The sequence below is a fragment of the Aeromonas bivalvium genome (assembly GCF_046078285.1).
GTDB classification, from domain to species: Bacteria; Pseudomonadota; Gammaproteobacteria; order Enterobacterales; family Aeromonadaceae; genus Aeromonas; species Aeromonas bivalvium.
In genome coordinates, this window is sequence record NZ_JBGXBV010000006.1 from 180414 (window position 1) to 203929 (window position 23516).

At 63.5% G+C, this 23516-nt stretch carries 14 protein-coding genes and 2 pseudogenes; 9 read left to right on the forward strand and 7 right to left on the reverse strand.

Going from position 1 to position 23516, the window contains the following annotated elements:
- The first annotated feature begins 107 nt into the window (after positions 1 to 107).
- From ACEUCR_RS15090 to ACEUCR_RS15110, 5 genes are all read left to right on the forward strand, one after another.
- Positions 108 to 680 carry a hypothetical protein gene (locus tag ACEUCR_RS15090; protein WP_392445060.1) on the forward strand — a complete coding sequence of 191 codons (573 nt, stop codon included), beginning with the start codon at positions 108 to 110 and terminating at the stop codon, positions 678 to 680.
- A gap of 572 nt (positions 681 to 1252) precedes the next feature.
- Positions 1253 to 2389 carry a hypothetical protein gene (locus ACEUCR_RS15095; RefSeq protein ID WP_392445063.1) on the forward strand — a complete coding sequence of 379 codons (1137 nt, stop codon included), beginning with the start codon at positions 1253 to 1255 and terminating at the stop codon, positions 2387 to 2389.
- 402 nt (positions 2390 to 2791) lie between these two features.
- Complete coding sequence (locus ACEUCR_RS15100) at positions 2792 to 3733, forward strand: AraC family transcriptional regulator (RefSeq protein WP_408791192.1); 942 nt, start codon at positions 2792 to 2794, stop codon at positions 3731 to 3733.
- A 183-nt stretch (positions 3734 to 3916) separates the two neighbouring features.
- Complete coding sequence (locus tag ACEUCR_RS15105; protein WP_408791195.1) at positions 3917 to 6058, forward strand: TonB-dependent siderophore receptor; 2142 nt, start codon at positions 3917 to 3919, stop codon at positions 6056 to 6058.
- Positions 6059 to 6060: 2 nt separating this feature from the next.
- Entirely contained in the window at positions 6061 to 6897 is an 837-nt protein-coding gene (locus ACEUCR_RS15110; RefSeq protein WP_408791197.1) for a siderophore ferric iron reductase, read from the forward strand.
- A gap of 74 nt (positions 6898 to 6971) precedes the next feature.
- Here the strand turns inward: ACEUCR_RS15110 and ACEUCR_RS15115 are convergent, their stop codons facing one another.
- Positions 6972 to 7883, reverse strand: coding sequence for a LysR substrate-binding domain-containing protein (locus ACEUCR_RS15115; RefSeq protein ID WP_408791200.1), 912 nt, complete (start codon positions 7881 to 7883; stop codon positions 6972 to 6974).
- A 160-nt stretch (positions 7884 to 8043) separates the two neighbouring features.
- On the opposite strand from ACEUCR_RS15115, the gene metE reads away from it, so the two are divergent.
- Entirely contained in the window at positions 8044 to 10308 is a 2265-nt protein-coding gene (gene metE, locus ACEUCR_RS15120) for a 5-methyltetrahydropteroyltriglutamate--homocysteine S-methyltransferase (protein WP_408791202.1), read from the forward strand.
- Between the two features lie 252 nt (positions 10309 to 10560).
- Positions 10561 to 11676 carry an HPP family protein gene (locus ACEUCR_RS15125; protein WP_408791203.1) on the forward strand — a complete coding sequence of 372 codons (1116 nt, stop codon included), beginning with the start codon at positions 10561 to 10563 and terminating at the stop codon, positions 11674 to 11676.
- Between the two features lie 9 nt (positions 11677 to 11685).
- Here the strand turns inward: ACEUCR_RS15125 and ACEUCR_RS15130 are convergent, their stop codons facing one another.
- The 6 genes and pseudogenes from ACEUCR_RS15130 to glpA all read right to left on the reverse strand — a co-directional run.
- Positions 11686 to 12957 carry a DUF2254 domain-containing protein gene (locus ACEUCR_RS15130; protein WP_408791206.1) on the reverse strand — a complete coding sequence of 424 codons (1272 nt, stop codon included), beginning with the start codon at positions 12955 to 12957 and terminating at the stop codon, positions 11686 to 11688.
- A 157-nt stretch (positions 12958 to 13114) separates the two neighbouring features.
- A complete protein-coding gene (locus ACEUCR_RS15135) occupies positions 13115 to 14401 on the reverse strand; it encodes a D-amino acid dehydrogenase (RefSeq protein WP_342027773.1) in 1287 nt (428 codons plus the stop codon).
- Positions 14402 to 14853: 452 nt separating this feature from the next.
- Complete coding sequence (pbpG, locus tag ACEUCR_RS15140) at positions 14854 to 15768, reverse strand: D-alanyl-D-alanine endopeptidase (RefSeq protein ID WP_408791209.1); 915 nt, start codon at positions 15766 to 15768, stop codon at positions 14854 to 14856.
- A 209-nt stretch (positions 15769 to 15977) separates the two neighbouring features.
- Complete coding sequence (glpC, locus tag ACEUCR_RS15145; RefSeq protein ID WP_408791228.1) at positions 15978 to 17180, reverse strand: anaerobic glycerol-3-phosphate dehydrogenase subunit GlpC; 1203 nt, start codon at positions 17178 to 17180, stop codon at positions 15978 to 15980.
- A complete protein-coding gene (gene glpB / locus ACEUCR_RS15150) occupies positions 17180 to 18508 on the reverse strand; it encodes a glycerol-3-phosphate dehydrogenase subunit GlpB (RefSeq protein WP_408791211.1) in 1329 nt (442 codons plus the stop codon). The genes glpC and glpB overlap by 1 nt, the downstream gene beginning before the upstream one ends.
- Positions 18501 to 20169: pseudogene (glpA, locus tag ACEUCR_RS15155) on the reverse strand (anaerobic glycerol-3-phosphate dehydrogenase subunit A); the annotation flags it as partial. The gene glpB and the pseudogene glpA, both read right to left, overlap by 8 nt.
- 279 nt (positions 20170 to 20448) lie before the next feature.
- Between glpA and ACEUCR_RS15160 the strand changes: the two are divergent.
- Both ACEUCR_RS15160 and ACEUCR_RS15165 read left to right on the forward strand, forming a co-directional pair.
- Positions 20449 to 21506: pseudogene (locus ACEUCR_RS15160) on the forward strand (retention module-containing protein); the annotation flags it as partial.
- Between the two features lie 6 nt (positions 21507 to 21512).
- A partial coding sequence (locus ACEUCR_RS15165) for a T1SS-143 repeat domain-containing protein (RefSeq protein ID WP_408791231.1) occupies positions 21513 to 23516 on the forward strand: 2004 nt, incomplete at its 3' end.

Below are 23516 nucleotides of genomic sequence, written 5' to 3' on the forward strand. Positions count from 1 at the left end.
CCGGCTCGACGCTTTCACTGAATGACACCGAACCTTCCGGCATATTCCTGGTACCGGATAACCGTTGCCGATATTGATAATCTGTAACACTTAGAGAGACGATGAATATGAAACAACACCCTTTTTTAGGCACGCTGCTCGGCCTTGGCGTATTCTGTGCTGGTGTTGCCCAAGCCCGCCCCATCGACGAGCTCGACACCTTGCATCGCACCGCCCTCAACCATGAAACCAAGCAACAACTGCATCAACTGGGTTATGAGCGCGCCAGCCGCGATGGGCATGGCAGCAATCGTACCGAATATTGGCTCAGTCATCGTAATGGCACCTGTGCAGCCCTTGAGCTTCACGACGGCATCATCAAGACCATCACTCGGGCAAAAAGCAGGCGCTGCGAAAGTGAGTCTTATCAGGACCATGAACCGTACGAAGCTCGCACCAGCCATGCTGAGGGGAGCCATGATGCTGCCGTGGTCGCCAAGAATCAGATGACTCGCTACTGTGCCGGTGAAGCGGCGGGGAGATTCTCCACCAGCCCCCGCAGCGTCAGTACCTTGCCGCTGGAACAGAGCCACGGCAAGTACTTTGTCTATGGCCAATATGAGAGCCGAGGGAATATCAAGACCTTCACCTGTACCTTCAGTCAAGAGGGGCGTTTTGTCGCGCTGGTCGGTACCAGTTAAGGTTTGATACTCTGCTGTCAATCATGAAGGGCTGCCCGAAGGCAGCCCTTTAAAATGTGGAAATAAGCACTGTATGTCATGAACACGCGTCGGTAATGGCGGGACCAACTTTTTTCGTACTTAAATATCGAGAGGTCCAGAACCAGGTTCTTCAATGGGCCAATCCAATATCATACCGCTCGTTCATCTCGACATTGATATTGACATCGGTAGTGGCAGAAACTTATCAGGTAGCATCCGGATTTCAACACTAATATAGCCGGAGCATACGGGTGGGAATTCTAGCTACAGTCATTTTCCCAATAGACACCTAAGATAGAGATTGAGAACTGTCAACCCTGTCCAGTCAAGTGTTGCATATATACCAGGCTTGCTGAAATGTTCAGGGCGTCGGCCAGCATGAGTGACGTTGCCGCCATGAAGTAGCAACCGCTTTTAATGTATGGCGAGACGCTAAGCATTGCCATATTCACTTTATGGATAGCCAAGCTCTGCATTATTACACATGTTATTTTGATAGTCCGGTAATCATGTATTGTCCCAAGAGATAGTCAGCATCAAGGATACCTTATATGTCACCTGTAAATAATAAAACCAGACAGCGCATGTTTGAATGGAAAGTTCGTCTAAGTACAATTGTCTGGTTTGTGCTGTTTCTTGGGTTTTTAGCAAGTCTTCCACTTATTATCGGCTGGGCATTCTGGCTGCTTGCGGTGACGATAGGCATCGCAGCCATTATTGCAATGCCTGCCGCCTGGGTAGTAAAAACCTGGTTTGATCCTGGTCACAAACGTTCTTTTGTCCTGCACTGGATGCGAGCGAACGTCGTGCTGATCTGCATGCTGAGCATCGCGCTGGCCGCACCAATTTATTATTTGGCTGTGATCACCGAATCGCAACCCCTGCTTTTACCCCAAGCAACGCTCAGCAATGGCCACAAGACGATTGTATTTCAAGGAATGCAGCATATTGCATCGGATAATTTCTATAAATCTGTTGTCTATGACATTGAAAGGGCATTGGCTGATGGTTATATCATTTATTATGAAGGTGTCCAGACCGCTACACCAGAATCAAAGGAGTATTTTTCCAAGCTGTCACGTCTACTCACAGGCAATGCCAACCTTGCCCGCACCTATAAAACCCTGGGTGATGCATGCGGACTCAAGTTTCAATCCGATTATTTCATGCTGTTTGAGGCAGACAAGAAAGAACATCCGGAAAGACATATTGTCGCTGATGTTGATGCGATTGACCTCAAACACGAGTATGAGCGTTTGATGTCATCTGATCCTGGATTTTCAACGGCGCACGTTAATGACTTCAGCTCTGCCTCGCAAGTGCATTCATCAGATGCCACTGTATCTATGGTCGAGTGGTTGCAGTCTGGCACTGAGGGCCAGAAAAAACTGGCAGGTATTGTCTGTCGAGGAGCAATGACGCTTGCGTACACATCTCACAAAGATGAAAAATCCGGTAACCTTGACCCATTGATTCTCGATTTCAGAAACCAGCAACTGGTGAATAAAATCCTCAATGACTCAAACAATAAAATATTCATCACCTATGGTGCGAATCACTTCTCGGGTATATTCGACTTATTGAAGCAGAAAGATCCAAGCTGGACTATCGCTACAGTAAAATGGCTGCGGCCGGTAGAAATGCCCAAGAAAGAGCATCAAGGAAGCCTCTTGGTGGACGCACGGTAAGGCGTTAACGTGCAGCTCAGGCAGGCGTTCCAGCCGATCCTCAAAGTGGCGCCGCCTTGTGCAACCCGAGTGGCTGGATTTAGTTGACCACTACAGAGTGAGAGCACCGGCATGAAAAAGTCGGCCCCAGCATTCTTTGAATCGCCCCTCGATGCCACTCTGGACTGCGGTATGGTCCCCGGCGACGGGGAGCCCCCCTCACTGACGAGATGAGCCAGTTCTCTTTCTTGAAAGCAAAAAACCGACCTCAGGGTCGGTTTTTTGCTTTGCGGGGCCGAGCATGGCTTGGACTGCCCCCGCCCCAGTCGACGATCCTGCCCTAAAGTTGGCCTTGCCGAGCATCCTGTACCGGCCCGCAGGGAATATGCCACACTGATGCCCCTTGTTGTCAGGGTCAGTCCCATGTCTCGTCTCCTCCATGCTGTCGTCCCGGCGGACAAGTGTCTGCCCGAGCCCGCCCATTTCACTCGCATAGAACGGGTGTTGAACCATATCCATCAGCATCTGGACGCGCCGCTCTCGGTCAGCGAACTGGCTGAGCTGAGCTGCTGGTCGCGCTGGCAGTTGCAGCGGGTGTTTCACAACGAGACCGGGCTGACGGTGGCGGCCTATGTGCGCGAGCTCAAGCTGAGCCAGGCCGCCGCCGCCCTGCTCGATGGCCGTGAGCGGGTGCTGGATCTGGCCTTGCGCCACGGTTATGACGCAGAGGCGAGTTTTAGTCGCGCCTTCAAGCAGCAGTTTGGCTGCTCGCCCCTGGCCTATCGCAAGCGGGGCCTGCGGATCGGGCTGCGTCTGCCCATCCAGCAGATCGCGGCAAGGTCGGGGGAGGGGCGCTGGTTGCAGGTGCGGGTCGAGACCCGGCCCGCCTTCCACCTGATGGGGGGCAGTGGCACCATCCACGGCCTGTTTGCCGATGTACCCGATTTTCAACACAGGGTGCCGGCCATCTGGCAAGGGGTGCAGGCCCTGCCGGGCTGGGCGGCCTTCTCGGACAGACCCCTGCTCGGGGTGAGCGATCTTAGTGCCAGCCAGGGGGAGAGCCAGGGATTTCCATACTGGGCCGGGATTGAACAGGGGGAGGGGATCCCGGCGCTGCCGGGGGCACAGATCCTGGCGGTGCCGAGTCAGACCTATGGGGTGATACGCCACCAGGGGCCCATCGGCGAGCTGCCCCGGACCCTGAGCTGGTTCATCGAACACTGGCTGCCCCAATCCGGCTACCGAGGGCTGGACGGCCTGGAGCTGGAGGCCTATCCCCCGGGTTACCGGGCCACGGCCACGGCCGCGGATGCCTGCATGCATTACTGGTTACCCATCGCCCCCCTCTCATCTCGCAGTGGCTAGGGTTTACGGCTCTCGCCCTCCTGGTGCCCATGAGGCCATCGCGTCCGGCAATCAGTCTCGCAAGAGGCTGATTGCCGTGGGGTTTTGCCGCAAGATGCCCCAAAATGCCAAGTTTGCCAAAAAATAGCTGATTAAAATGCAAATGAGATTTGTTACTATTCAATCATTGCATTCGAGGATCAGATGTACGCCACTCACCCCCCCTTGACCCTGGTCGCCGCGACCCTCTCCACCCTGTTTGCCGCCCAGGCGCTGGCCGAGGCTGGCACGCCCCAGCCTCCAGCACCAGAGACCCTGACGGTGCTGGGTCAGACCTACCGCAACACGGCCACCAAGACCCGGCTCGACCCCATCGAAACGCCCCAGGCGATCTCGGTGGTGGATGGCGAGACCCTTTCCCAGCGTGGCGTCAGCTCGGTGAGCGAGGCGCTGCGCTATGTGCCCGGGGTCAACACAGAGCTGAGGGGCGGGGCGGTCAACCGGCTGGATCTGTTCAACACCCGTGGCTTTGACAACTACCAGAACTTCTATGACGGCCTCTTGCTGCAATACAACGAGTGGAACCTGCAACCCCAGATAGATCCTGTGGCCATCGAGCAGCTGGAGGTGTTCAAGGGACCGACGTCCGTGCTCTATGGCAGCATGCCACCGGGCGGCATGGTCAACCTCATTGCCAAGCGGCCCCAGCGGGAGGGCAAGCACAGCGTCAGCCTGGCCAGCGGCACCGGGGCGCTCAAGGAGCTGACCCTCGACAGCACAGGGGCCATCAACGAGCGGCTGGCCTATCGCCTGGTGGGGCTGGCCCGCCAGAAGGAGGGGCAGGCGGTGACCTCGGAAGAGGAGCGTTACGTACTGGCGCCGTCCCTGGACTGGCAGCTCGGCGAGCGCACCCTGCTAAACCTCAACCTCTATTACCAGAAGGATCCGCAAGCCGGCATCTACACCACTGTCCCCGCCAGGGGCTCGGTCAAGGCCAATCCCCAGGGCGAGCTTGGCAGCGATACTTTCCTTGGCGACGAGCACTGGAACCAGTACAACCGGGACGTGACCCTGCTCGGCTACAAGCTGAGTCACGACTTCAGCGCCGACTGGCAGTTCCTGCAAAATGCCCGCTACATGGATGCCTCCGCCAGGCAGCGCAACACCTACAACGGGGCCCTGGCGGCCGACGATCGCACCCTGTCACGCAACGCCTATCTGACGGACGAGGCATCCAAGGGCTTTGTCATCGACAACCAGCTCTCCGGCAAGGTGCAGACCGGCTCTGCCCAGCACAACCTGCTGCTCGGGGTCGACTACCAGTATCTGGATGCGGATGTGCTCTATCGGGACACTCTCGACTACAACGCGGGGGATATCGATATCTTCAACCCCAATCACAGCCAGATTGACACCGATAGCCTCAATTTCGTCTATCAGGACCGCAAGCAGATCAAGCAGCATCAGACCGGGGTCTACCTGCAGGATCAGGTGCGCCTCGATCGGCTGGTGGCCATCGCCGGGCTGCGCTATGACAGCTACCGGATGGATACCGACAGCCACAACCTCTACGCCGGGGCGGCCAGCAGCAGCCTGGCCCGCATCGATCAGGACAATCTCTCTTTGCGCCTCGGTGCCCTCTATGAGCTCGATGGCGGCATCTCTCCCTATGTGAGCTATGCCGAGAGCTTCGAGCCGGTGCCGGGGGCGGACAAGCACGGCCAGGCGTTTGATCCCGCCACCGGTCAGCAGTGGGAGGGGGGGCTCAAGTTTCTCTCCGAGGACATGAGCAAGATGGCCACCCTCTCCGCCTTCCGGATCACCAAGAAAAATGCCCTGGTGACGGATCCGGACAACGTCTACGGGCCCAAGCTGCAGACCGGGGAGACCCTCTCCAAGGGACTGGAGCTGGAGGGGCGCATCGATCTCGCCAGCAACCTGGACTTGAGCGCCAGCTATACCCTGATCGACATGGCGATCACCCGCGACACCTCGGGCCTGCAGGGCAAGACCCCGGTCTGGGTGCCGGATCAGACCGCGTCCCTGTGGGGCAACTACCGTCTGGAGCAAGGCGCCGCGGCCGGATTGCGATTGGGAGCCGGGCTGCGCTACGTGGGGGAGACCGAACTCGATGCCGCCAACACCGACAAGGTGCCGGATTACCTGCTGATGGACCTGGCCGCCAGTTACGATCTCGGCCGGCTCAGTCAGCGCCTGAAAGGGGTGGAGGCCTCCGTTAGCGCCAGCAACCTGTTCGACCAGACCTACTACTCCTGCTACGACCAGAACAACTGCTGGTTCGGGGCAGAGCGCAACCTAGAGGCTCGACTCAAATACGCATTCTGACCATGCGCCCCGGCATGGAGCCGGGGCCACTTCAACGGAGTGGCGATGGCCGGGCGCTGGGCCCCGGCAGAGACAAGGAGGACGCAGAGCGCGCCCTCTTCTCGGATCACCATGCCCTGTTCGCGGCGGCGGCCAGCCTTATCCCCTCCCTCAAGGGGAGTCTGGTGGCGGCAGGTGAAGCGTGCCCGGCGCTGACGGCTGCCACCCGGGCGGCACCGGCCGAGGTGGCCAAGGCCCTCCATGGCCACTGGCAACAGGCGCATCCGGAGGCGGGCCCCGCCTACTGGCTCACCCGCAGCTGGGGCATGCTCTGCTGGCAATCCATCTATCTCGCCATGGTGGCCGTCTACCGTCATCAGGCCGTGCCCGCTCTGGATCGCATGGGGCAAGGCTATCAGGAAGGGCTGGTGTCGGGCTTTACCCTGCCGGTCGAGCCCATGATCAGGGGGGAGGTCGATGTGTTGATAAAGCGGGCAGGGGAGCGGCTCCAGGCGCACTGGCAAGGGCTGTTCACCCTCCTTGGGGAGGGGCAGCGGCTGCGTCCCGGCTTCGTGCGCCCGCTCCTGGCAGACGATCTGCTGGCGGCCCTGGTGCGGGTGCCGGATTTCTTCGGGGAGGTGAGCCGGGACGAGGTAACGGCCCATGCGCCGCACTGGCTTGCCGCCTGCGGCCTGCCCTTGGCGCATCTGGCGGGTTGGCGCGAGGGAGGCCTCCCCCGGGATGAGGCCTTCCCGGGCTATGTGCGCCAGCGCTGCTGCCTGCACTACAAGCGCCGGGACGGGGAGCTGTGTGGCAACTGCCCGCGCAGGCAAGGGAGGGCGAGCTGTGACGAGACCTGATCCCCGGCGCTCCCTTCGGCGCGGACAACCCCTGATGAAAGCCGCCTGATCCTGGCGGCTTTTTTGTGCCCGGCTTACTGGGTGGCCATTTTGGCGCGAATGCGCTCGAACAGACTCTGCAGGCAGGGTTGATCCCGATCGGCAGCCCGCACCGCGCCATACATATGGCGGCGCACCCCCTGACCCAGGGGCCTGGCTTCGAGCAGGCCCTGGCGCACGAACTCCTCGCTGGCCCAGCGGGGCAGGGCGGCCACCCCGAGCCCGGCGGCGGCCATCTGCAACATGACCGAGGTGTTGTCCACCGGCTTGCAGCGCTTGGGCTCCACCCCGGCGGGTTGCAGGAAGCGGCTGAACACGTCCATGCGGGCCCGCTCCACCGGATAGACCAGCAGCACCTGATGCAGCAGATCGGCGGGTGCTATCTGCGCCTGATGACAGAGGGGGCTCTCCGGCGCCATCACCAGGGTGAGCTCGAAGCCAAACAACGGCTCGAAGTGAAGATCCCCGCGCGCCTGCACGTCCGAGGTGAGCAGCAAGTCCAGCTGGCCGCCGAGCAGGGCGGTGAGGGCATCGAAGCCGGGCACCGACTCCACCTCCAGATCCACCCCGGGCCACTGGCGGCGAAAGTCCGGCAACAGCGGCAGCAGCCACTGGATGCAGCTGTGGCAGTCCAGCGCCAGATGCAGCCTGCCCGCCTCGCCGCTGTGCAGGGCCTGCAGCTGCTTCTCGGTCTGGGCCAGGGCGGGCAGCACCTGGCGCGCCAGATGGAGCAGTTGCTGGCCCGCCGCCGTCAACACCAGGGGGCGGCTCTTGCGAAGGAACAGCTCCAGATTGAGGCGGGTCTCCAGTTCTTTCAACTGATGGGAGAGAGCGGACTGGGTGAGGTTGAGGCAGAGCGCCGCCCCCGCCAGGGTGCCCTGCTCGGCCAGGGCCGTTATCGTCTTCAAGTGCTTGATCTCCAAGCCTGAATTATTTGGTACCGCCATGGCACGTCTCCCTTGAATGACAGTTGAGGATTTTTTGAGAGCCAGTTGAAGAGGATTCAATAGCCAGGGCCACCTTATCTCGCCATTCTAGATGTGTAAACATCTGGATGGCTAAATCATCCAGTTTCCCATCAGATGAACGAGCATAAGGAATTGACCCATGACACGTGCACACACTCTCGGCTTCCCCCGTATCGGCGCCAAGCGAGAACTGAAATTTGCCCTCGAATCCTACTGGCGTGGCGAGACCAGCCAGGCCGAGCTGGTCGCCGTGGGCAAGAGCCTGCGTGAGCGCCACTGGCAGGCGCAGCAGCAAGCCGGGGTCAACCTGCTGCCGGTAGGGGACTTTGCCTGGTACGATCAGGTACTGGGTACCAGCCTGCTGGTGGACGCCGTGCCTGCCCGTCACCGCCACGGCGACACCGACCTCGACACCCTGTTCCGGGTGGCCCGTGGCCGTGCGCCGACCGGCCCGGCGGCGGCCGCTGCCGAGATGACCAAGTGGTTCAATACCAACTACCACTATCTGGTGCCCGAGTTCAGCCGCGACCAGCGCTTCAAGCTGGGCTGGAGCCAGCTGTTTGACGAGGTGGAGGAGGCCAAGGCCCTGGGGCTGCCGGTCAAGGCGGTGCTGCTGGGGCCTGTCTCCTACCTGTGGCTCGGCAAGGAGAAAGAGAGCGGCTTCTCCCGCCTCGAACTGCTGGACCGCCTGCTGATCGTCTATCAGGAGATCCTGGCCAAGTTGGCCGCGCAAGGGGTGGAGTGGGTGCAGATTGACGAGCCTGCCCTGGCGCTGGACTTGCCTGACGAGTGGCGCCTGGCCTATCTGAATGCCTATGAGCGCCTGAGCGGCCCCTGCAAGCTGCTGCTCACCACCTACTTCGGATCCGTGGCCCATCAGCGCGACATCATCACCAGCCTGAAGGTGGATGGCCTGCACCTGGATCTGGTGGCCGCCCCCGAGCAGCTGGAGACGCTTGTCCCGCATCTGCCGGCCCAGTGGGTGATTTCCGCTGGCGTCATCAATGGCCGCAACGTCTGGCGTGCCAACCTGGCCAAGCTGGCGCCGACCCTGAAAACGCTGAAGGACAAGCTGGGTGAGCGCCTCTGGGTGGCTTCCTCCTGCTCATTGCTGCACAGCCCGGTGGATCTCACCCTGGAGCACGAGCTGGATGCCCAGACCCGCAGCTGGTTCGCCTTCGCCCTGCAAAAGTGCTACGAGCTGGGGCTGCTTTCCGACTACCTGGATGGCGGCGCCCTGGACAAAATCGAGGCTTACAGCCAGCCCATCGTGGATCGGGAATCCGACAGCCGGGTTCACAAGCAGGGGGTGCAGTCCCGTCTGGCTCAGTTGACCGAATCCGAGTTCAATCGCCACAGCGCTTACGGGCAGCGGGCCCAGGCGCAGCGCGCAGATCTCAAGCTGCCGCTGCTGCCCACCACCACCATAGGCTCCTTCCCGCAGACCTCTGAAATCCGGGTGCTGCGCCAGGACTGGCGTGCCGGTCGCATCGACGACGCGGCCTACGAGGCGGGCATCCAGGCCCAGATCAAGGATGCCATCCTGCGCCAGGAGGCCATCGGGCTGGACGTGCTGGTGCACGGCGAGGCCGAGCGCAACGACATGGTGGAGTATTTCGGCGAGCTGCTGGATGGCTTTGCCATCACCCGCTTTGGCTGGGTACAGAGCTATGGTTCCCGCTGCGTCAAGCCGCCGGTGATCACCCGTGACATCGACCGCCCGACCCCCATGACCCTCGAATGGACCAAATTCGCCCAGAGCCTGACCGACAAGCCGGTGAAAGGCATGCTGACCGGCCCCGTGACCATCCTCTGCTGGTCCTTCCCGCGCGAAGACGTGAGCCGCGAGCAGTCCGCCCTGCAAATTGGTCTGGCCATTCGCGACGAGGTGGCGGATCTGGAAGCCGCCGGCATCAAGATCATCCAGATCGACGAGCCGGCGATCCGCGAAGGGCTGCCCCTGCGCAAGCAGGACCACCAGGCCTATCTGGACTGGGCGGTGCGCGCCTTCCGTCTGAGCGCAAGCCCCGTGGTGGACAGCACCCAGATCCACACCCACATGTGCTACAGCGACTTCAACCTCATTATCGAGGCGGTAGCGGCCCTGGACGCCGATGTCATCACCATAGAGACCAGCCGTAGCCAGATGCAGCTGCTGGGGGCGTTCGAGCGCTTCAACTACCCCAACGAAATCGGCCCTGGGGTCTACGACATCCACTCCCCCAACGTGCCGAGCCAGGGCTGGATTGAGGACCTCATCCGCAAGGCGGCCAAACAGATCCCGGCCGAGCGGCTCTGGGTCAACCCGGACTGCGGCCTCAAGACCCGCGGCTGGGAAGAGACCACGGCAGCCCTCAAGGTGATGGTCGATGCCACCAAGGCACTGCGGGCCGAGCTGGCCTGAGCAACCCCTACCTCGGCAAGCAGCCACAGAGGACGAAGATGACGAAGGAGGGAAGGCGCAAGCCTTCCCTCCTTTTTGCATGCTGGTTCTGGGGGGGGGAGCGGCATGACGCCGGGGTGAGGCTGATGCCCGGCGAGCCTCCCGTGGAAGCCCTTTCCCCTCTTGCCCCTCATCCACACCGGGCTGGCATGGATGGCGGGGATGCCGTTACAATTGCGCATTTTAAATGAATCTTATCTCGTTCGGATGCCTATGCAGATCAGAGACTTTTTCCCGGTATCGACCAACACCAGCTTCAAAGAGAGCTGTTACGGCGCCCTCGGTGCCCTCATCGGCCTGGTGGCGACCGAGCTGCTTTGTCAGTGGTGGCTCGGGGTGAGCCCCCATTGGCTGATCGCCCCCATGGGGGCCTCCGCCGTGCTGCTGTTCGCCGCCCCGGCCAGCCCCCTGGCCCAGCCCTGGTCCATTCTGGTGGGCAACGGCGTGTCGGCCCTGATGGGGGTGCTGGCCGCGAGCTGGATCCCGGATCCGGCCCTGGCCGCTGGCGGCGCCGTCATGCTGGCCATCGCCGCCATGTTCCTGACCCGCAGCCTGCATCCTCCCGGTGGCGCCGTGGCGCTGACCGCGGTGATCGGCGGCGAAGGGGTGACGAGCCTGGGGATGGGCTATGTGCTGATCCCCGTGTTCGTCAACTCGATCCTGCTGCTGGCCATGGCCCTGCTCTACAACCGGCTGCTGGGGCGACGTTACCCCAACACGGGCAGGGCGGCGCCCCATCCACACCAGACCCGGGATCCCCAGCCGAGCGAGCGACTGGCCACCCAGGCCAGTGACATCGACTTTGCCTTGAACAAACACGGGGAGCTGCTCGACATCAGCCGCGCGGATCTGCGGGATCTGTTGCAAGAGGCGCAGCACCACGCCCTGCGGGGGCGAGTGGGCACTGTGCTGGTGCAGGACGTGATGTCACGGGATCTGGTGGTGGCCGGGCCAGAGGATCCCGCCCTGACGGCGTGGCGGCGCCTCTCCCGGCACCGGATCAAGGCCCTGCCCGTGGTGAATGGCGCGGGGGAACTGGCGGGCATCATCACCTTGCACGATCTGCTGGTCGACGCCGCCCTGGCCGAGCCTAGGGCGGCGGGGGCGCTGGCGAGTCTGACGGTGGCGGATCTGATGACCCGGGAGGTGCAGACGGCGCGGCGCTATCAGCCCCTTTACGATCTGGTGGCGGCCTTCTCCGACGGCGGCCTGCACCACATGCCCGTGGTGGAAGGGTCTCAGCTGGTGGGCATCATCACCCAGTCCGACATGGTGGCAGCCTTGTTCAACCTGGCGCTGCGCCCGGATCCTGGGACCGATCTCCCCTGAGCCGCGCCCTCAGTCGGTAGCGGGGGCCTGGGCCCGGATCAGCGCCTTGTCCGCCTCCAGGCTCATGGCCAGCTCGCAGCGGGCCAGGGCCAGCCTGCCATGGTGGCGCGCCGCCTCGGCCATGGCCGGGCTGCCGTGGGTCAGCGCCTGCAGGGATTTTTGCAGCCGCAGGGCCACCTCTACGGTGGCGGCGCCGTCCCTGGCGATGGCGGTGAAGGCATCATCGAACAGATCGGCCATGGCCAGCGGCGGCACGCCGATCCTGTCGTAGAGGAGGGCATCCTCGTCCCGTTGCGCCTGTGGCAGGGGGGCGTCCCACATCACGAACAGGCGCACCAGGGTGCCCAGTATGCCGATGGCGGTGCCGGGATCGTTGACGGCTGGGGAGAGGGCGCGCCCGGCTATCTCGGCGAGCACCACCAGGCCGAAGCGGGGATCCTCGTCGAACAATCGCTCCCGCCCTATCTGGAAGGCGCTGGCCAGACGCGCCCTGTCCAGCCTGGCCGGCTCAGGGCAGCCGTGGAGCAGGGCGAGATCCTGACCCGGCGCCACCAGGGTGCCTGGCAGGGCCAGGATCTGCACCCGGGTATCCATCTCGGCGGCCAGGGCCTGGAGGCGCGCCATGTCAATCTGTTGCACATAACCGACCTCGGGGCTCGCCAGCGGCAGGCCCCCGGTCGGGGTGCCATCGGCGGCGTGGGCTCCCAGTGTGGGGGAGAGGCGGCGGCGCAGCAGGGCGTCATGGGTCACCTGCTCCACCCGGTTGACCGTGGTGCCCAGGCGCCCCAGGCGGGCGATGCGATCCACCCAGTGCACGAACATCAGGATGACGATGGCCAGCACCACCAGGGTGAGCAGGAACAGGGTGAAACGGCCCGCCAGCTCGAAGTAGCCATTCTTGACTCCCGTCAGGGCGACCACGCTGAAGATGAAGGCGCCGATGAAGGTGGAGAGGGCATTTTGCGACACGTCATCGGCGATCACCAGGGTGACGCTGCGAGGGGTGGCGGCGCTGCTGGCGGAGGCGTAGGCCGCCACCATGGAGGCCACGGCGAAGGTGGCGATCCCCAGCATGCTGGCGGCCATGATGGAGAGCAGGGCGAGCAGCGCCTCGCTGGTGATGGCGGGCAGGAAGCGGCCTATCCCCGCGTGGTCGGTGAGTCTGGCGGCCAGGGCGCCCAGGATGGAGAGCAGGCAGATGGCCAGGGGCTTGACCCAGAGCCGCTCGCGCAGGCGGTTGAGCAGAAAGCGGATCCGATCGCGGGAGGGGATTAATGACATGGGCACTCCTGTGGCGCATGGGGACACCCCAGCCTAGGGTGTTCCGGGCGGCGCCGCAATCACCTCGAGGGGCCCTGACCCGTGAGCGGCCCCGCCAGGCTCAACGAAGAGGAGCGGCCGGGGCCGCTCCTCTTGCTGTCCTGACGGGACTCATGGCTCAGGCATAGCGCGCCAGGGTCAGCCCCTCGTCGCTGATGGCCGGGGTCTGGCCGCCGATGAGATCGCTGAGCAGCTGCCCTGAGCCCGCCGCCATGGTCCAGCCCAGGGTGCCGTGGCCTGTGTTGAGCCACAGACCCGGGATGGGGCTTGGCCCCACCAGAGGGGTGCCGTCCGGCGTCATGGGGCGCAGACCGGTCCAGAACTCGGCCCGGGCGAGATCGCCCCCCTCGGGGAAGAGGTCGCGCACCACCATGGCCAGGGTGTCGTGGCGCCTGGGGTTGAGCGCCAGGTTGAAGCCGCTCAGCTCGGCCATGCCGCCGACCCGGATCCGCTCGTCGAAACGGGTGATGGCCACCTTGTAGGTTTCATCCAGCACGGTGCTGCGGGGGGCCGCGTCGCCATTGGTCATCGGCAGGGTCAGGGAGTAGCCCTTGACCGGGTAGACAGGCAGATCCAGGCCGAGGGGGCGCAGGAAGCCGGTGGCATAGCTGCCCAGGGCGCAGACGATAGCATCGGCCTGCCAGCGCTGCTCGCCAGCGCGCACCGCCACCGCGCGTCCTCCCTGCACCTCGATCTCGTCGAGGGGGCAGTCGAACACGAACGTCACCCCGAGCCGCTCGGCCTCGGCGGCCAGGGCGCGGGTGAAGCGATAGCAGTCCCCCGTCTCGTCCCCAGGCAGGCGCAGCCCGCCCACCACCTTGCCGCGTACCCGTGCCAGGGCAGGCTCTGCCGCCTCGCAGCCGCTGGCATCGAGCGACTCATAGGGGACGCCGTACTCCTCGAGCACGGCGATGTCCCGCTTGCTCGCCTCGAGCTGGGCCTGGCTTCGAAACAGCTGCAGGGTACCGAGCTGGCGCCCCTCGTAGTCCAGGGCCAGATCGTCTCTGAGGGTCTTCATGCAGTCGCGGCTGTATTCGGCCAGACGTACCATGCGCCCCTTGTTGGTGGCATAGGCCGCCGGGGTACAGTTGGCGAACATCTTCAGCATCCAGCGCAGCTGGAAGGGATCCGAGGTGGGGCGCACCGTGAAGGGGGCATGTTTTTGCAGCAACCACTTGGCCGCCTTGAGGGGAATGCCGGGGGCCGCCCAGGGGGCCGCATAGCCGGGGGAGATCTGTCCCGCGTTGCCGTGGCTGGTCTCAAGCGCCACCCCGCTGCGCCGTTCGAGCAGGGTCACCTCGTGGCCCGCTTTGGCCAGATACCAGGCGCTGGTCACCCCAATGACGCCACCTCCCAGAACCACTATCTTCATCGCACCATCCTTGTATTCGCTGCGCGCTGTCAATGTCAGGGATCACGGCGTCCGCATCGGGGCGGGGTGGCCGTTTCCACCAAGACCGGTCCCCAGGGTGACCGGCTGGCACTCACGTTATCACTGGCAGCGCAATCGGCAAATGTTGCATCAAAAAAATATGATATACCGCTAACTTTACATAGTTTGCTGGTTTGTTATGCGTCGTGGTATTGATGTTGCGACATATCGTGTTGCCATTTTCTTGCTATGAATGACCTGCTCAATAGCTGCCTGTCCCCTTGGTCCTCGCCGATGGGACAAGAAGAGGTTTGAATGAGTCATTTCATGCCGCAGGGCGGGCTGAAAGGAGGGGAGACAAGCCATGGTTGTCAGGAGTCAGGAGCCAGGAGCCAGGGGACGACGCCCGCTCTTATCTGGCCCGGACAAGAAAAAAGCCCCGGTCGGGGCTTTTTTCTTGCAAGGCTGGCACGTCCGGAGTCGACTTACTGCTTGTTGAAGGCGGTGGTGCGGGCCAGGGTGGGGCGGTTGCCGCTCTCCAGCCAGCTCCTGACGCGCTGGGCATCGGCGACCCTGGCCCCCGAGGTGTCGGCGTTGAGCAACACCATGATCATGGGCTCGCGGTTGATCCTCGCCTCCATCACCAGGCAGCGACCCGCCTCGCGGATATAGCCGGTCTTGGAGAGCAGCACCTGCCAGTTGGCATCGTGTACCAGGCGGTTGGAGTTGCGATAGTGGAGCTGGCGCTTGCCGGTGCGCACATAATGCTGCTGGGCCGAGGTGTACTGGCGGATGAGGGGGTAGGCGGAGGCCGCCGCCACCAGTTTGGCCAGGTCATGGGCGGTGGAGACGTTGCGCGGGTTGAGACCTGTGCTGTCGGCAAAACGGGTGTGCCACATGCCGAGCATGCGGGCCTTGGCATTCATGGCGGCAATAAAGGCGCGCTGGCCCCCCGGGTAGTAGCGGGCGAGGGAGGAGGCGGCGCGGTTCTCCGAGGCCATCAGGGAGATATGCAGCATCTCGGCCCGGCTCAGGCGCGAGCCGATGGCCAGGCGCGAGCCCGTGCCCTTGATGCGGTCGATATCGGCCTTGCTCACCGTGATCATCTCGTTCATGCGCTGGTTGGCATCGAGCACTACCAGGGCCGTCATCAGCTTGGTGATGGAGGCGATCGGCATGACCCGATTGCCGTTGCGCTCGGAGAGGATCTCCCCGGTACGGGGATTGGCAATGACGAAGGCGGCCGAACTCAGGGTGGGATCATCGCGTCGCTCGAGAAATCCCTTTTGCTGAGCGGACTGGGCCGAGGGGGGGTTGAGAAAAGGAGTGGCGAAGGCACCCAGGCTGACGGGAAGAAGCAAGGCACCGAGCAGCATTCTGGCAAGGGAAGGTAGCATCATGATGGTTTACCGCGTGAAAAAAACCGAAATCAACCTCTCAGTTATATGTCGGGTTCTGACGCGCCGCAATCCCCAGTGCCTTGAAGTGATTAAATATAAGTTGACCCCGGGGCAAGCGGGGTCAGTTCGATGCTCGCCTGACACCTATCTTGTTGAAAAACAGCGCAAGAGAGGGCAGATGCCCCCCGCGGCTGGGGGGGCGGCCATGGTCAGGCCAGGGCTTGCGCCAGCAGATGGACGGGGTGCTCGCAGTGAAAGGGGGTGCTCATCTCTATCTGCCACTTGCAGGTCTCGCAGTCGGTGATGACGAGGTCGGGTTTCAGGCGGTTTATCTGATCAAACAGTCCCTCGCCGATGGCCTGGCTGGTCTGGTAGTTCTCCGACTTGAAGCCATAGGTGCCGGCGATGCCGCAGCACTGGGACGCCAGCACGCTCACCCTGACCCCGGGAATGGCGCGCAGCAGCTCGAGTGTGTAGATGACGCCCCCCATCTTCTCCAGGTGGCAGGGGGTGTGGTAGGCGATGTGCAAGTCCAGCGGCTTCATGGCGGGCAGGTTGCCCTTGTTGAACTCGTTCCACAGGAAGCGGGTGACCAGGGAGATGCGATCCCGCACCTTGCGATTGTCTTGGCCCAGCAGGTGAGGGTACTCGTCTCTCAGGGTGAAGCCGCAGGTGGAGGAGGTGGCCAGCAGCGGCATCTCGTTGCCGAGCAGGGTGCCCTCCATCTGCTGGATGTTGAAGGCGGCCTGACGCTTTGCCTTGTCCATGAAGCCGTTGGCAATGAGCGGCACGCCGCAGCACTTCTCCCGTGCCAGCAGTTGCACGCCGATGTTCATGGCGTTGAGCACCCGCACCAGCTCCTTGCCGAGCTGCGGGTGGTTGTAGTTCACATAGCAGCCGTGGAAGTAGGCCACCTGGCGGCCATAGCTGGCCTGGGTGGCTTGCTGGTGCTTGTACCAGCCGCGGAAGGTACCCTGGGAGTACTTGGGCAGGTCGCGGTGGGAGGAGACCCCCAGCGCCTTGTCCAGCACCCGCTTCACGGGTTTAAGGCCTGTGGTGAAGTTGACCAGGGGGGCCATCAGGGTGGACATGCTGCCCATCAGGTCGGTGTGAGAGAGCACGAACTCGCGCACACCCGGCTTGATACCGCCGTACTGGTGCTTGGCCCGGGCGATGATGTCGCCGATGGGCACCCCGCTTGGGCAGGCTACCTCGCAGCGCTTGCAGTTGGTGCAATGCTTGAGCGCCTCGTCATAGAGGTCCGGATCCTTGATGCGCAGCCGCTCACCGTCTGGGCCGGCCTGCTTGGGGCCTGGATAGGCGGGATTGGCCTTGGCCACCGGGCAGTAGACGGTGCAGACGGTGCACTTGATGCACTGATCGAAGGAGTGGTTGGCATGGTCTAGCGGCATCATGATGCCTCCCGGGCGAGCTGATGAGCGGCCGAGTCGGACGGGGATCCCCCCATCCGGGCCAGTATGTGGCCGGCGACCTGCCAGCCGGTGGCGACCGCCACCCCGGAGCCGGATCCCTCCGCGATGGGGTCATAGTGCGCCAGTACGCTGCCGGCGCCGTAGAGGTTGGCGAGGGCCTTGCCACCACGCAGTACCCGCAGGTGGTCATCGGTCTTGACCCCGAATCCCATGAAGGGGTGAGCGCCAAACAGGCGGCGTCCGGCCCAGGCATCGCGATCCGCCAGGCTCAGCACATCGGCCCCGAAAATGGGTTCGTCAATGCCGCCAAGGCGCGAAGTCAGGCCACGGCTGAAGAAGCTGCCGCTGGCGAGCACGAAGTGATCCGCCTCGAACAGGAGATCGTCCCCGTTCTGGCTGTGAACGCCGATCACCCTGTCTCCTGCCACCCTGGCTCCCAATACCCGTTCACTGGTGAGGAAGGTGCCACCCAGGGCCACGAAGCGGCGGGTGAGCGCCTCCTGCATCCGCATGCCGATGAGGGAGGGGGGCAGGGTGGCGACCTCGCGAAGGGTGCAGCCGCACTGGCCCTCGAGCTCGGCGAGCCGCGACCCGACCAGCCCCTGGGAGAGGCAGGCGGGCAGCACCAGCTGGCAGTCAGCCGGTGCCTGGTGCTCGCGCAGCAGGCGGCGGATCTCCTGGGCCAGGGCGGCCAGCAGTGCCTCTCCCTGGGCGTCTTGCCGATCGAACAGCCGGGCCAGATCCGCGGAGCGGCACTCGTGGGGATTGCGGCCGAAGGTGCCGAGCTGGGGCAGGTCTATCTCCCCCGTCAGCAGGCGGCTGTGGGCCAGGCGGGGATGGCGTGCCAGATTGGCCGCCGCCAGGGCGGGGTGAAAGTCGCGAAAGCCCGCCAGGGTGGCCAGCATGATGGCGGAGGGGGCGGGCGCCGCACCGATGCAGGCGCTGCTGCGGGGGGAGAGCCAGGTGGCTTTCAGGGTGCCGAGGGGGGTGAGCCGCAGGTGGTTGTGCTGCTCGTGATAGAGGGGAAGACCCTGGGCGGCGCAGTGGCGCTGCAGATCGGCCAGGCTCGCCGCTATGTTGGCAGTCCCCACCTTGGCGTAGGGGTGCGCCGGGTTGGCGGCCAGGAAGGCGGGGAGGGCGGCGTAGGGGTCACCCTCCCCCTCGAGCAGGTCCACCGAGCCGGAGGAGAAGTGCAGTGCGCTCTGGCCCGAGGCCATGATCAGGGTCTTCTGGCCCGCCTCGGCGAGGCGCAGCCCGGCGCACAGGCCCGCCATGCCGCCGCCAATGATGAGGGTATCGAATCTCATGCGGATGCTCCTTGATAGGTCTCGCTGGGGGACAAGGGGGCGTCTTCGGACCTGGGCGCCGGCGCCATCTCAGGGGCCAGGCCGCACAGGCCCTGATAAATCCAGTGGGTAAATTCGGTCTCTCGCAGGGCATCGCCCCAGAGCACGGGCCGCACCCCCTGGAAACGCTCCTCCAGGAAATCGCGCAGCATCTGGCAGGCGCCCTGGCCATCGGCCTTGCCGTATTCGTGCATCAGGCCGGCGGCGCGATAGGCACACAGCTCCCCCTGGCAGGGCCCCATGCCGAGGCGGGTGCGGCGACGCAGATCCACCAGGTTGTCCACCGCCAGTTCGCGCAGGGCGTAGCCTATCTCTCCGGCCGTCACCATCTCGCATTCGCAGATGAGGGCATTGGCCCTGGGGTTGTCTTGAAAGAAGGCGATGACCCGTTCGCCATGGCGGGATTCGGCCGTCCCCTTGACCGGCCTCGACAGGCCGGGTGCCGGGTGACGTTCGGGATCCTGGGAGCCGGGCAGGGGAAGCTGGGCTGTGCGACAGGGCTTGTCGTTGCCAAGCTTGCGGGCAACCATATCCGTGGCCATTTCGGCCATCAGCCGATAGGTCATCAGCTTGCCCCCCGTGATGGTGATTAGCCCCTCCATGCCATCCCGGCTTGCGTGATCGAGCAGCACTATGCCGCGGCTGATGTTGCGCCCCGAGGGGTCGTCATCCACCGCCACCAGGGGACGCACCCCGGCATAGGCGCGCAGCAGGCGGGCCCTGGCCATGGCGGGTGCCAGCTTGATCCCCTCGCGCAGCAGCACCTCGACCTCCCCCGGGGTGACGGTCAGGCTGTCTATCTCCCGGTAATCGATGCGGCTGGAGGTGGTGCCGATGAGGGAGATGGTGTCGCCGGGCACCAGAATATCGGCGTCTGCCGGCTTGCGGGCCCGGTTGATCACGTATTGGTTGAGGCGGTGATCCAGGATGAGCAGGGAGCCCTTGGCCGGGAACATGCGAATGCCGAGCTCGGCATATTCGGCGATCTGCTGACCCCAGATGCCGGCGGCATTGATCACCTGTTCGGCCAGGATCTCGATAGGTTCGCCACTGCGCAGGTTGACGGCGCGTACCCCCAGCACCCTGTCTTGCTGGCGCAGCAGCCCCACCACCTTGCAGTGGGTGAAGAGGCGGGCGCCATGCTCCCTGGCATCGAGCACATTGGCGCTGGTCAGGCGAAAGGGATCGACGGTGCCGTCGGGCACCTGTATGGCGCCGATCAGGGCGGGGTTGACGCTGGGCTCGAGGCGCAGGGCTTCCCCTGGCTCGAGCTGACGGGTCTCTATCCCGGCCGCGGCGCAGGCCGCCATGAAAGGCGTCTGGAACTGGATATCGTCCTCGGGCAGGGTGACAAACAGGCCGCCGGTCTCGTCGACGCAGTGGCGGGCGATCCGCTTGAGGATGCGGTTCTCTGCAATGCATTCCCTGGCCGACTCGGGATCCGTCATGGCGTAGCGCGCCCCCGAGTGGAGCAGACCATGGTTGCGCCCCGTGGTGCCGGCGGCGATATCGTCGCGCTCGAGCAGGATGCAATCTATGCCCCGCAAGGCGCAGTCGCGCATGATACCGGCGCCAGTTGCGCCCCCTCCAATGATGACTACGCTAGTCGAGACCCTGTTCATCTTGCCCGTTTCCTTTGACTGACAGTGGTGCCAGTGTGGCCTGAGTCAGGGCAAAAATGTTTGATTTAGACCAAATTTATGAGCGTTATCGAAAGTTTTATCCATGGAATGGGTCACCGACGCCGGGAGCCGTCGGCTATCCATGGCAGTCATGTTGATTTATCATGGCACCACTCGGGTGATGGAGGGTTCGACCCTTGTCATGCCTGGTTGCCGAGCGTTCAGCTGGTGTTTTCATGTTTGATGAAATAAATAGGGGGCAGTATGGAAGATAATCGAATGGATACTCCGACTCAGGTCAAACAGGTGCAAGGAGAGGTGTTCATTATCGACCAGGCCGGGGCAGTCTCCCGGATGCCGCCCGAGGGGCAGATCGCTGCCGGCCAGGTGATGCTGACCGGGCGCCAGGGTCAGGCCTGGCTGGGGAGTGATGGCCAGGGGATGCAGGTGGGGCCCAATTGTGCCACTTGCGTCGATGAGGAGGGCAATTGGGTCAGCAGTTCCCACACCCTGACCCTCAATGGCGAGCCGGACAAGGCGCCCACCCATGTCGATCTGGAGGCGTTGCAACAGGCCATCCGCGCCGGGGTCGACCCCACGGCCGTCTTTGCCGAAACCGCCGCCGGCCCCGGGGCCACGGCGGGGGGCGGCGTGGTGGGGGCAGGCTCCAGTGCCGCCGGTTTCATCGTGGTCGACCGGACCAATGACGCCACCCTGGCAGAGGCCGGTTTCGACACAGATCATCAAAGTGCCCGCCAGGAGGTGCGTGATCGCTACGATGGCGAGTACGTGGATGCCTATGCCGCCATCACCATCTTCGAGCCCCAGACCAGCGACAACATCATCAACGCCGACGAGGTGATGAACCTCATCATCCGGGGCGAGGTCTCGGACGTGGAGGAGGGGCAACCCGTCACCGTCACCCTGATTGATCAGGATGGCAACCGCCTCACAATGACCACTGTGGTGCTGCCCGGCAACCAGTGGGCCGCCGATTTTGGCGACGTCACCGGCAAGCTGGTGGACGGCCCTCTCACCATTCATGCCCATACCGTCGATCGCTTCGGCAACGAGGCGGTCGATACCGGCCAGACCCTGCTCGACACCATCACCACCATCACGCTTGACCTGGCCGATGAGAGCGACACAGGGGCCAGCCAGACCGACGATCTGACCCGGGACACCACCCCCCTGCTGCAAGGCAAGGGGGAGCCTGGCGCCACCGTCACCCTGAGCCTCGGCGGGACCGTGATGGCCGTGCTCACCGTGGACGGCAATGGCAACTGGCAATACCCATCCCAGATACCCTGGCCGATGGCACCTATGATTTTCGCGTCGATGCGGTGGACATCGCCGGCAACCGGGCAAGCGACACCCTGACGGTGACGGTCGATACCCGTGCCGCCATCGACATCGACGATCTCGATACCGACAGCATCCTCGGCCATGACAGTGTCACCCTGAGCGGCAGCACCACGGACGTGGAGGTGGGGCAGAGCGTCACCATCACCCTCGTCGGCCAAAACGGCCAGACCCTCTACAGCGGCAGCGCCCTGGTGGGCAGCGATGGTCGCTGGCAGTTGAACGGCCTGGATCTGTCCAACATTCAGGGCCCCTTTGAGGTGCGCGCCGAGGTGACGGATCTGGCGGGCAACCGGGTGATCGACGGGGCCCCCCTCATCGGCCAGAGCGATACCCTGACCCTGTCCGAGGCGGATCTCGCCAAGGGCCCGGTGAGCGCCACCGGATCCCTGCACACCGGGGCCGGTCTGGATGGCAATCTGCAGGTGAGCTTTGGCGCCGATCAGAGCGCCCTCGAGCAGCTCGGCCTGACCAGCCACGGCACGGCGCTCGCCTACCAGACAAGCGGCCAGACCCTGACCGCCAGTGCCGGGGGCGTCACCGTCTTCACCCTGACCCTTGCCAATGACGGCAGCTATCGTATCGTCTGGCACCAGAGTCTGGACCACGGCCAGGACAGCCTGAACCTGCCTTTTGCCCTGGAGTACCGCGACAGCGACGGAGATCTGGTGAGCGCCAATCTTACCGTCAACCTGGTGGACAGCACGCCGCCTGACTTCACCATAGCCCCCATCAGCCTCACGGAAGATGGCTTCACCAATGCGGCGGCCGTGGTGGGGCAGAGCCAGTTTGTCGTGGGCCATCAGTCCGATCCCCTGCTGGCGGATTCCGCCGCCTTCGCCGATCAGGCCACTACTCTGGCTCGCCTCAATGGCAGCGGCATCAGCAGCGACGGTCATGTGCTGACTTTCGAATTCAGCGGTGATCGCCTGCTGACCGGTTACTACCTGGATGGCAATGGCAAGCGGGTCGAGGTGCTCAAGGCCGAGCTGACCGCCAGCCAGTCCGGTAGCGACATCGATGGCAAGATCACCGTCTCCCTCAATGGGCCCCTGGATCATCAGGGCAGCGACCAGCTCTCCCTCGGGCTCACCGTTTCTGCCAAGGAGATTGACGGTGACGAAACCCGCGCCGATCTCCAGATCGCCATCCATGACGGTGTCGATCCCGGTCTTGGCATCGACAGCGGCATCAGCTTGCAGGAAGGGGCCTCTGGCCAGACCCTGGATGGCCAGTTGCCGGTCAATGTGGGCAGCGATCGCCTGGTGTCGCTCAACTTCGAGGCAAGCCAGCCCGCCCTGGATAATCTCACCAGCGGCGGCAAGCCGACCAGCTATCAGGTCAACGGCAATGTCATCACCCTGCTGGATGCGGGTGGCAAGACCATTCTGACCGTGACCCTGGGGCTGGATGGCAAGTACCAGGTGGTGCTTGACGGCGTGCTGGATCAACCGGTCAGCACCAACAGCGTCAACCTGGGACTGCAGGTAGTGGGCACCGACTTTGACGGGGACAAGAGCAATCTTGGCACCCTCAACATCCAGATCACCGACGGCGTGCTGCCCCAGGTCGACCCCGTTTCCCTCACCCTGGTAGAGGACAGCGACTGGAGCGCGCCTCAGACCCTGTCCGGGGATCTCAATATCACCGCAGGGAGCGATCCCCTTGCCGGCATCAGCTTCGATGCCAGCCAGCCGGGCCTGCAGGGGCTTACCAGCGGCGGCCAACCCGTTGTCATCAGCATCAGCGGCAACAGCATCAGCGGCGCGGTCAACGGCCAGAATGTGTTTACCCTGACGCTGGATCAGAAAGGCCACTACGTCTTCACATTGAACCAGCCGCTGGATCAGGGCAGTGTGGACAGCCTGCTCAAGGCGGGCTTCACCCTGACCGATTCTGACGGCGACACCGTCTCCTCCACCCTGACCGTCGCCATCGGCGATGGGGCCAATCCTGTCATCAGCGCCGTGACCGGCACCGAGATG

Excerpts from the sequence above, each read along its gene's own strand:
- ACEUCR_RS15090 (WP_392445060.1), top strand. The coding sequence starts at position 108 with ATGAAACAACACCCTTTTTTAGGCACGCTGCTCGGCCTTGGCGTATTC.
- ACEUCR_RS15095 (WP_392445063.1), top strand. The coding sequence starts at position 1,253 with ATGTCACCTGTAAATAATAAAACCAGACAGCGCATGTTTGAATGGAAA.
- ACEUCR_RS15100 (WP_408791192.1), top strand. The coding sequence starts at position 2,792 with ATGTCTCGTCTCCTCCATGCTGTCGTCCCGGCGGACAAGTGTCTGCCC.
- ACEUCR_RS15105 (WP_408791195.1), top strand. The coding sequence starts at position 3,917 with ATGTACGCCACTCACCCCCCCTTGACCCTGGTCGCCGCGACCCTCTCC.
- ACEUCR_RS15110 (WP_408791197.1), top strand. The coding sequence starts at position 6,061 with ATGCGCCCCGGCATGGAGCCGGGGCCACTTCAACGGAGTGGCGATGGC.
- ACEUCR_RS15115 (WP_408791200.1), bottom strand. The coding sequence starts at position 7,883 with ATGGCGGTACCAAATAATTCAGGCTTGGAGATCAAGCACTTGAAGACG.
- metE (WP_408791202.1), top strand. The coding sequence starts at position 8,044 with ATGACACGTGCACACACTCTCGGCTTCCCCCGTATCGGCGCCAAGCGA.
- ACEUCR_RS15125 (WP_408791203.1), top strand. The coding sequence starts at position 10,561 with ATGCAGATCAGAGACTTTTTCCCGGTATCGACCAACACCAGCTTCAAA.
- ACEUCR_RS15130 (WP_408791206.1), bottom strand. The coding sequence starts at position 12,957 with ATGTCATTAATCCCCTCCCGCGATCGGATCCGCTTTCTGCTCAACCGC.
- pbpG (WP_408791209.1), bottom strand. The coding sequence starts at position 15,768 with ATGATGCTACCTTCCCTTGCCAGAATGCTGCTCGGTGCCTTGCTTCTT.
- glpC (WP_408791228.1), bottom strand. The coding sequence starts at position 17,180 with ATGCCGCTAGACCATGCCAACCACTCCTTCGATCAGTGCATCAAGTGC.
- glpB (WP_408791211.1), bottom strand. The coding sequence starts at position 18,508 with ATGAGATTCGATACCCTCATCATTGGCGGCGGCATGGCGGGCCTGTGC.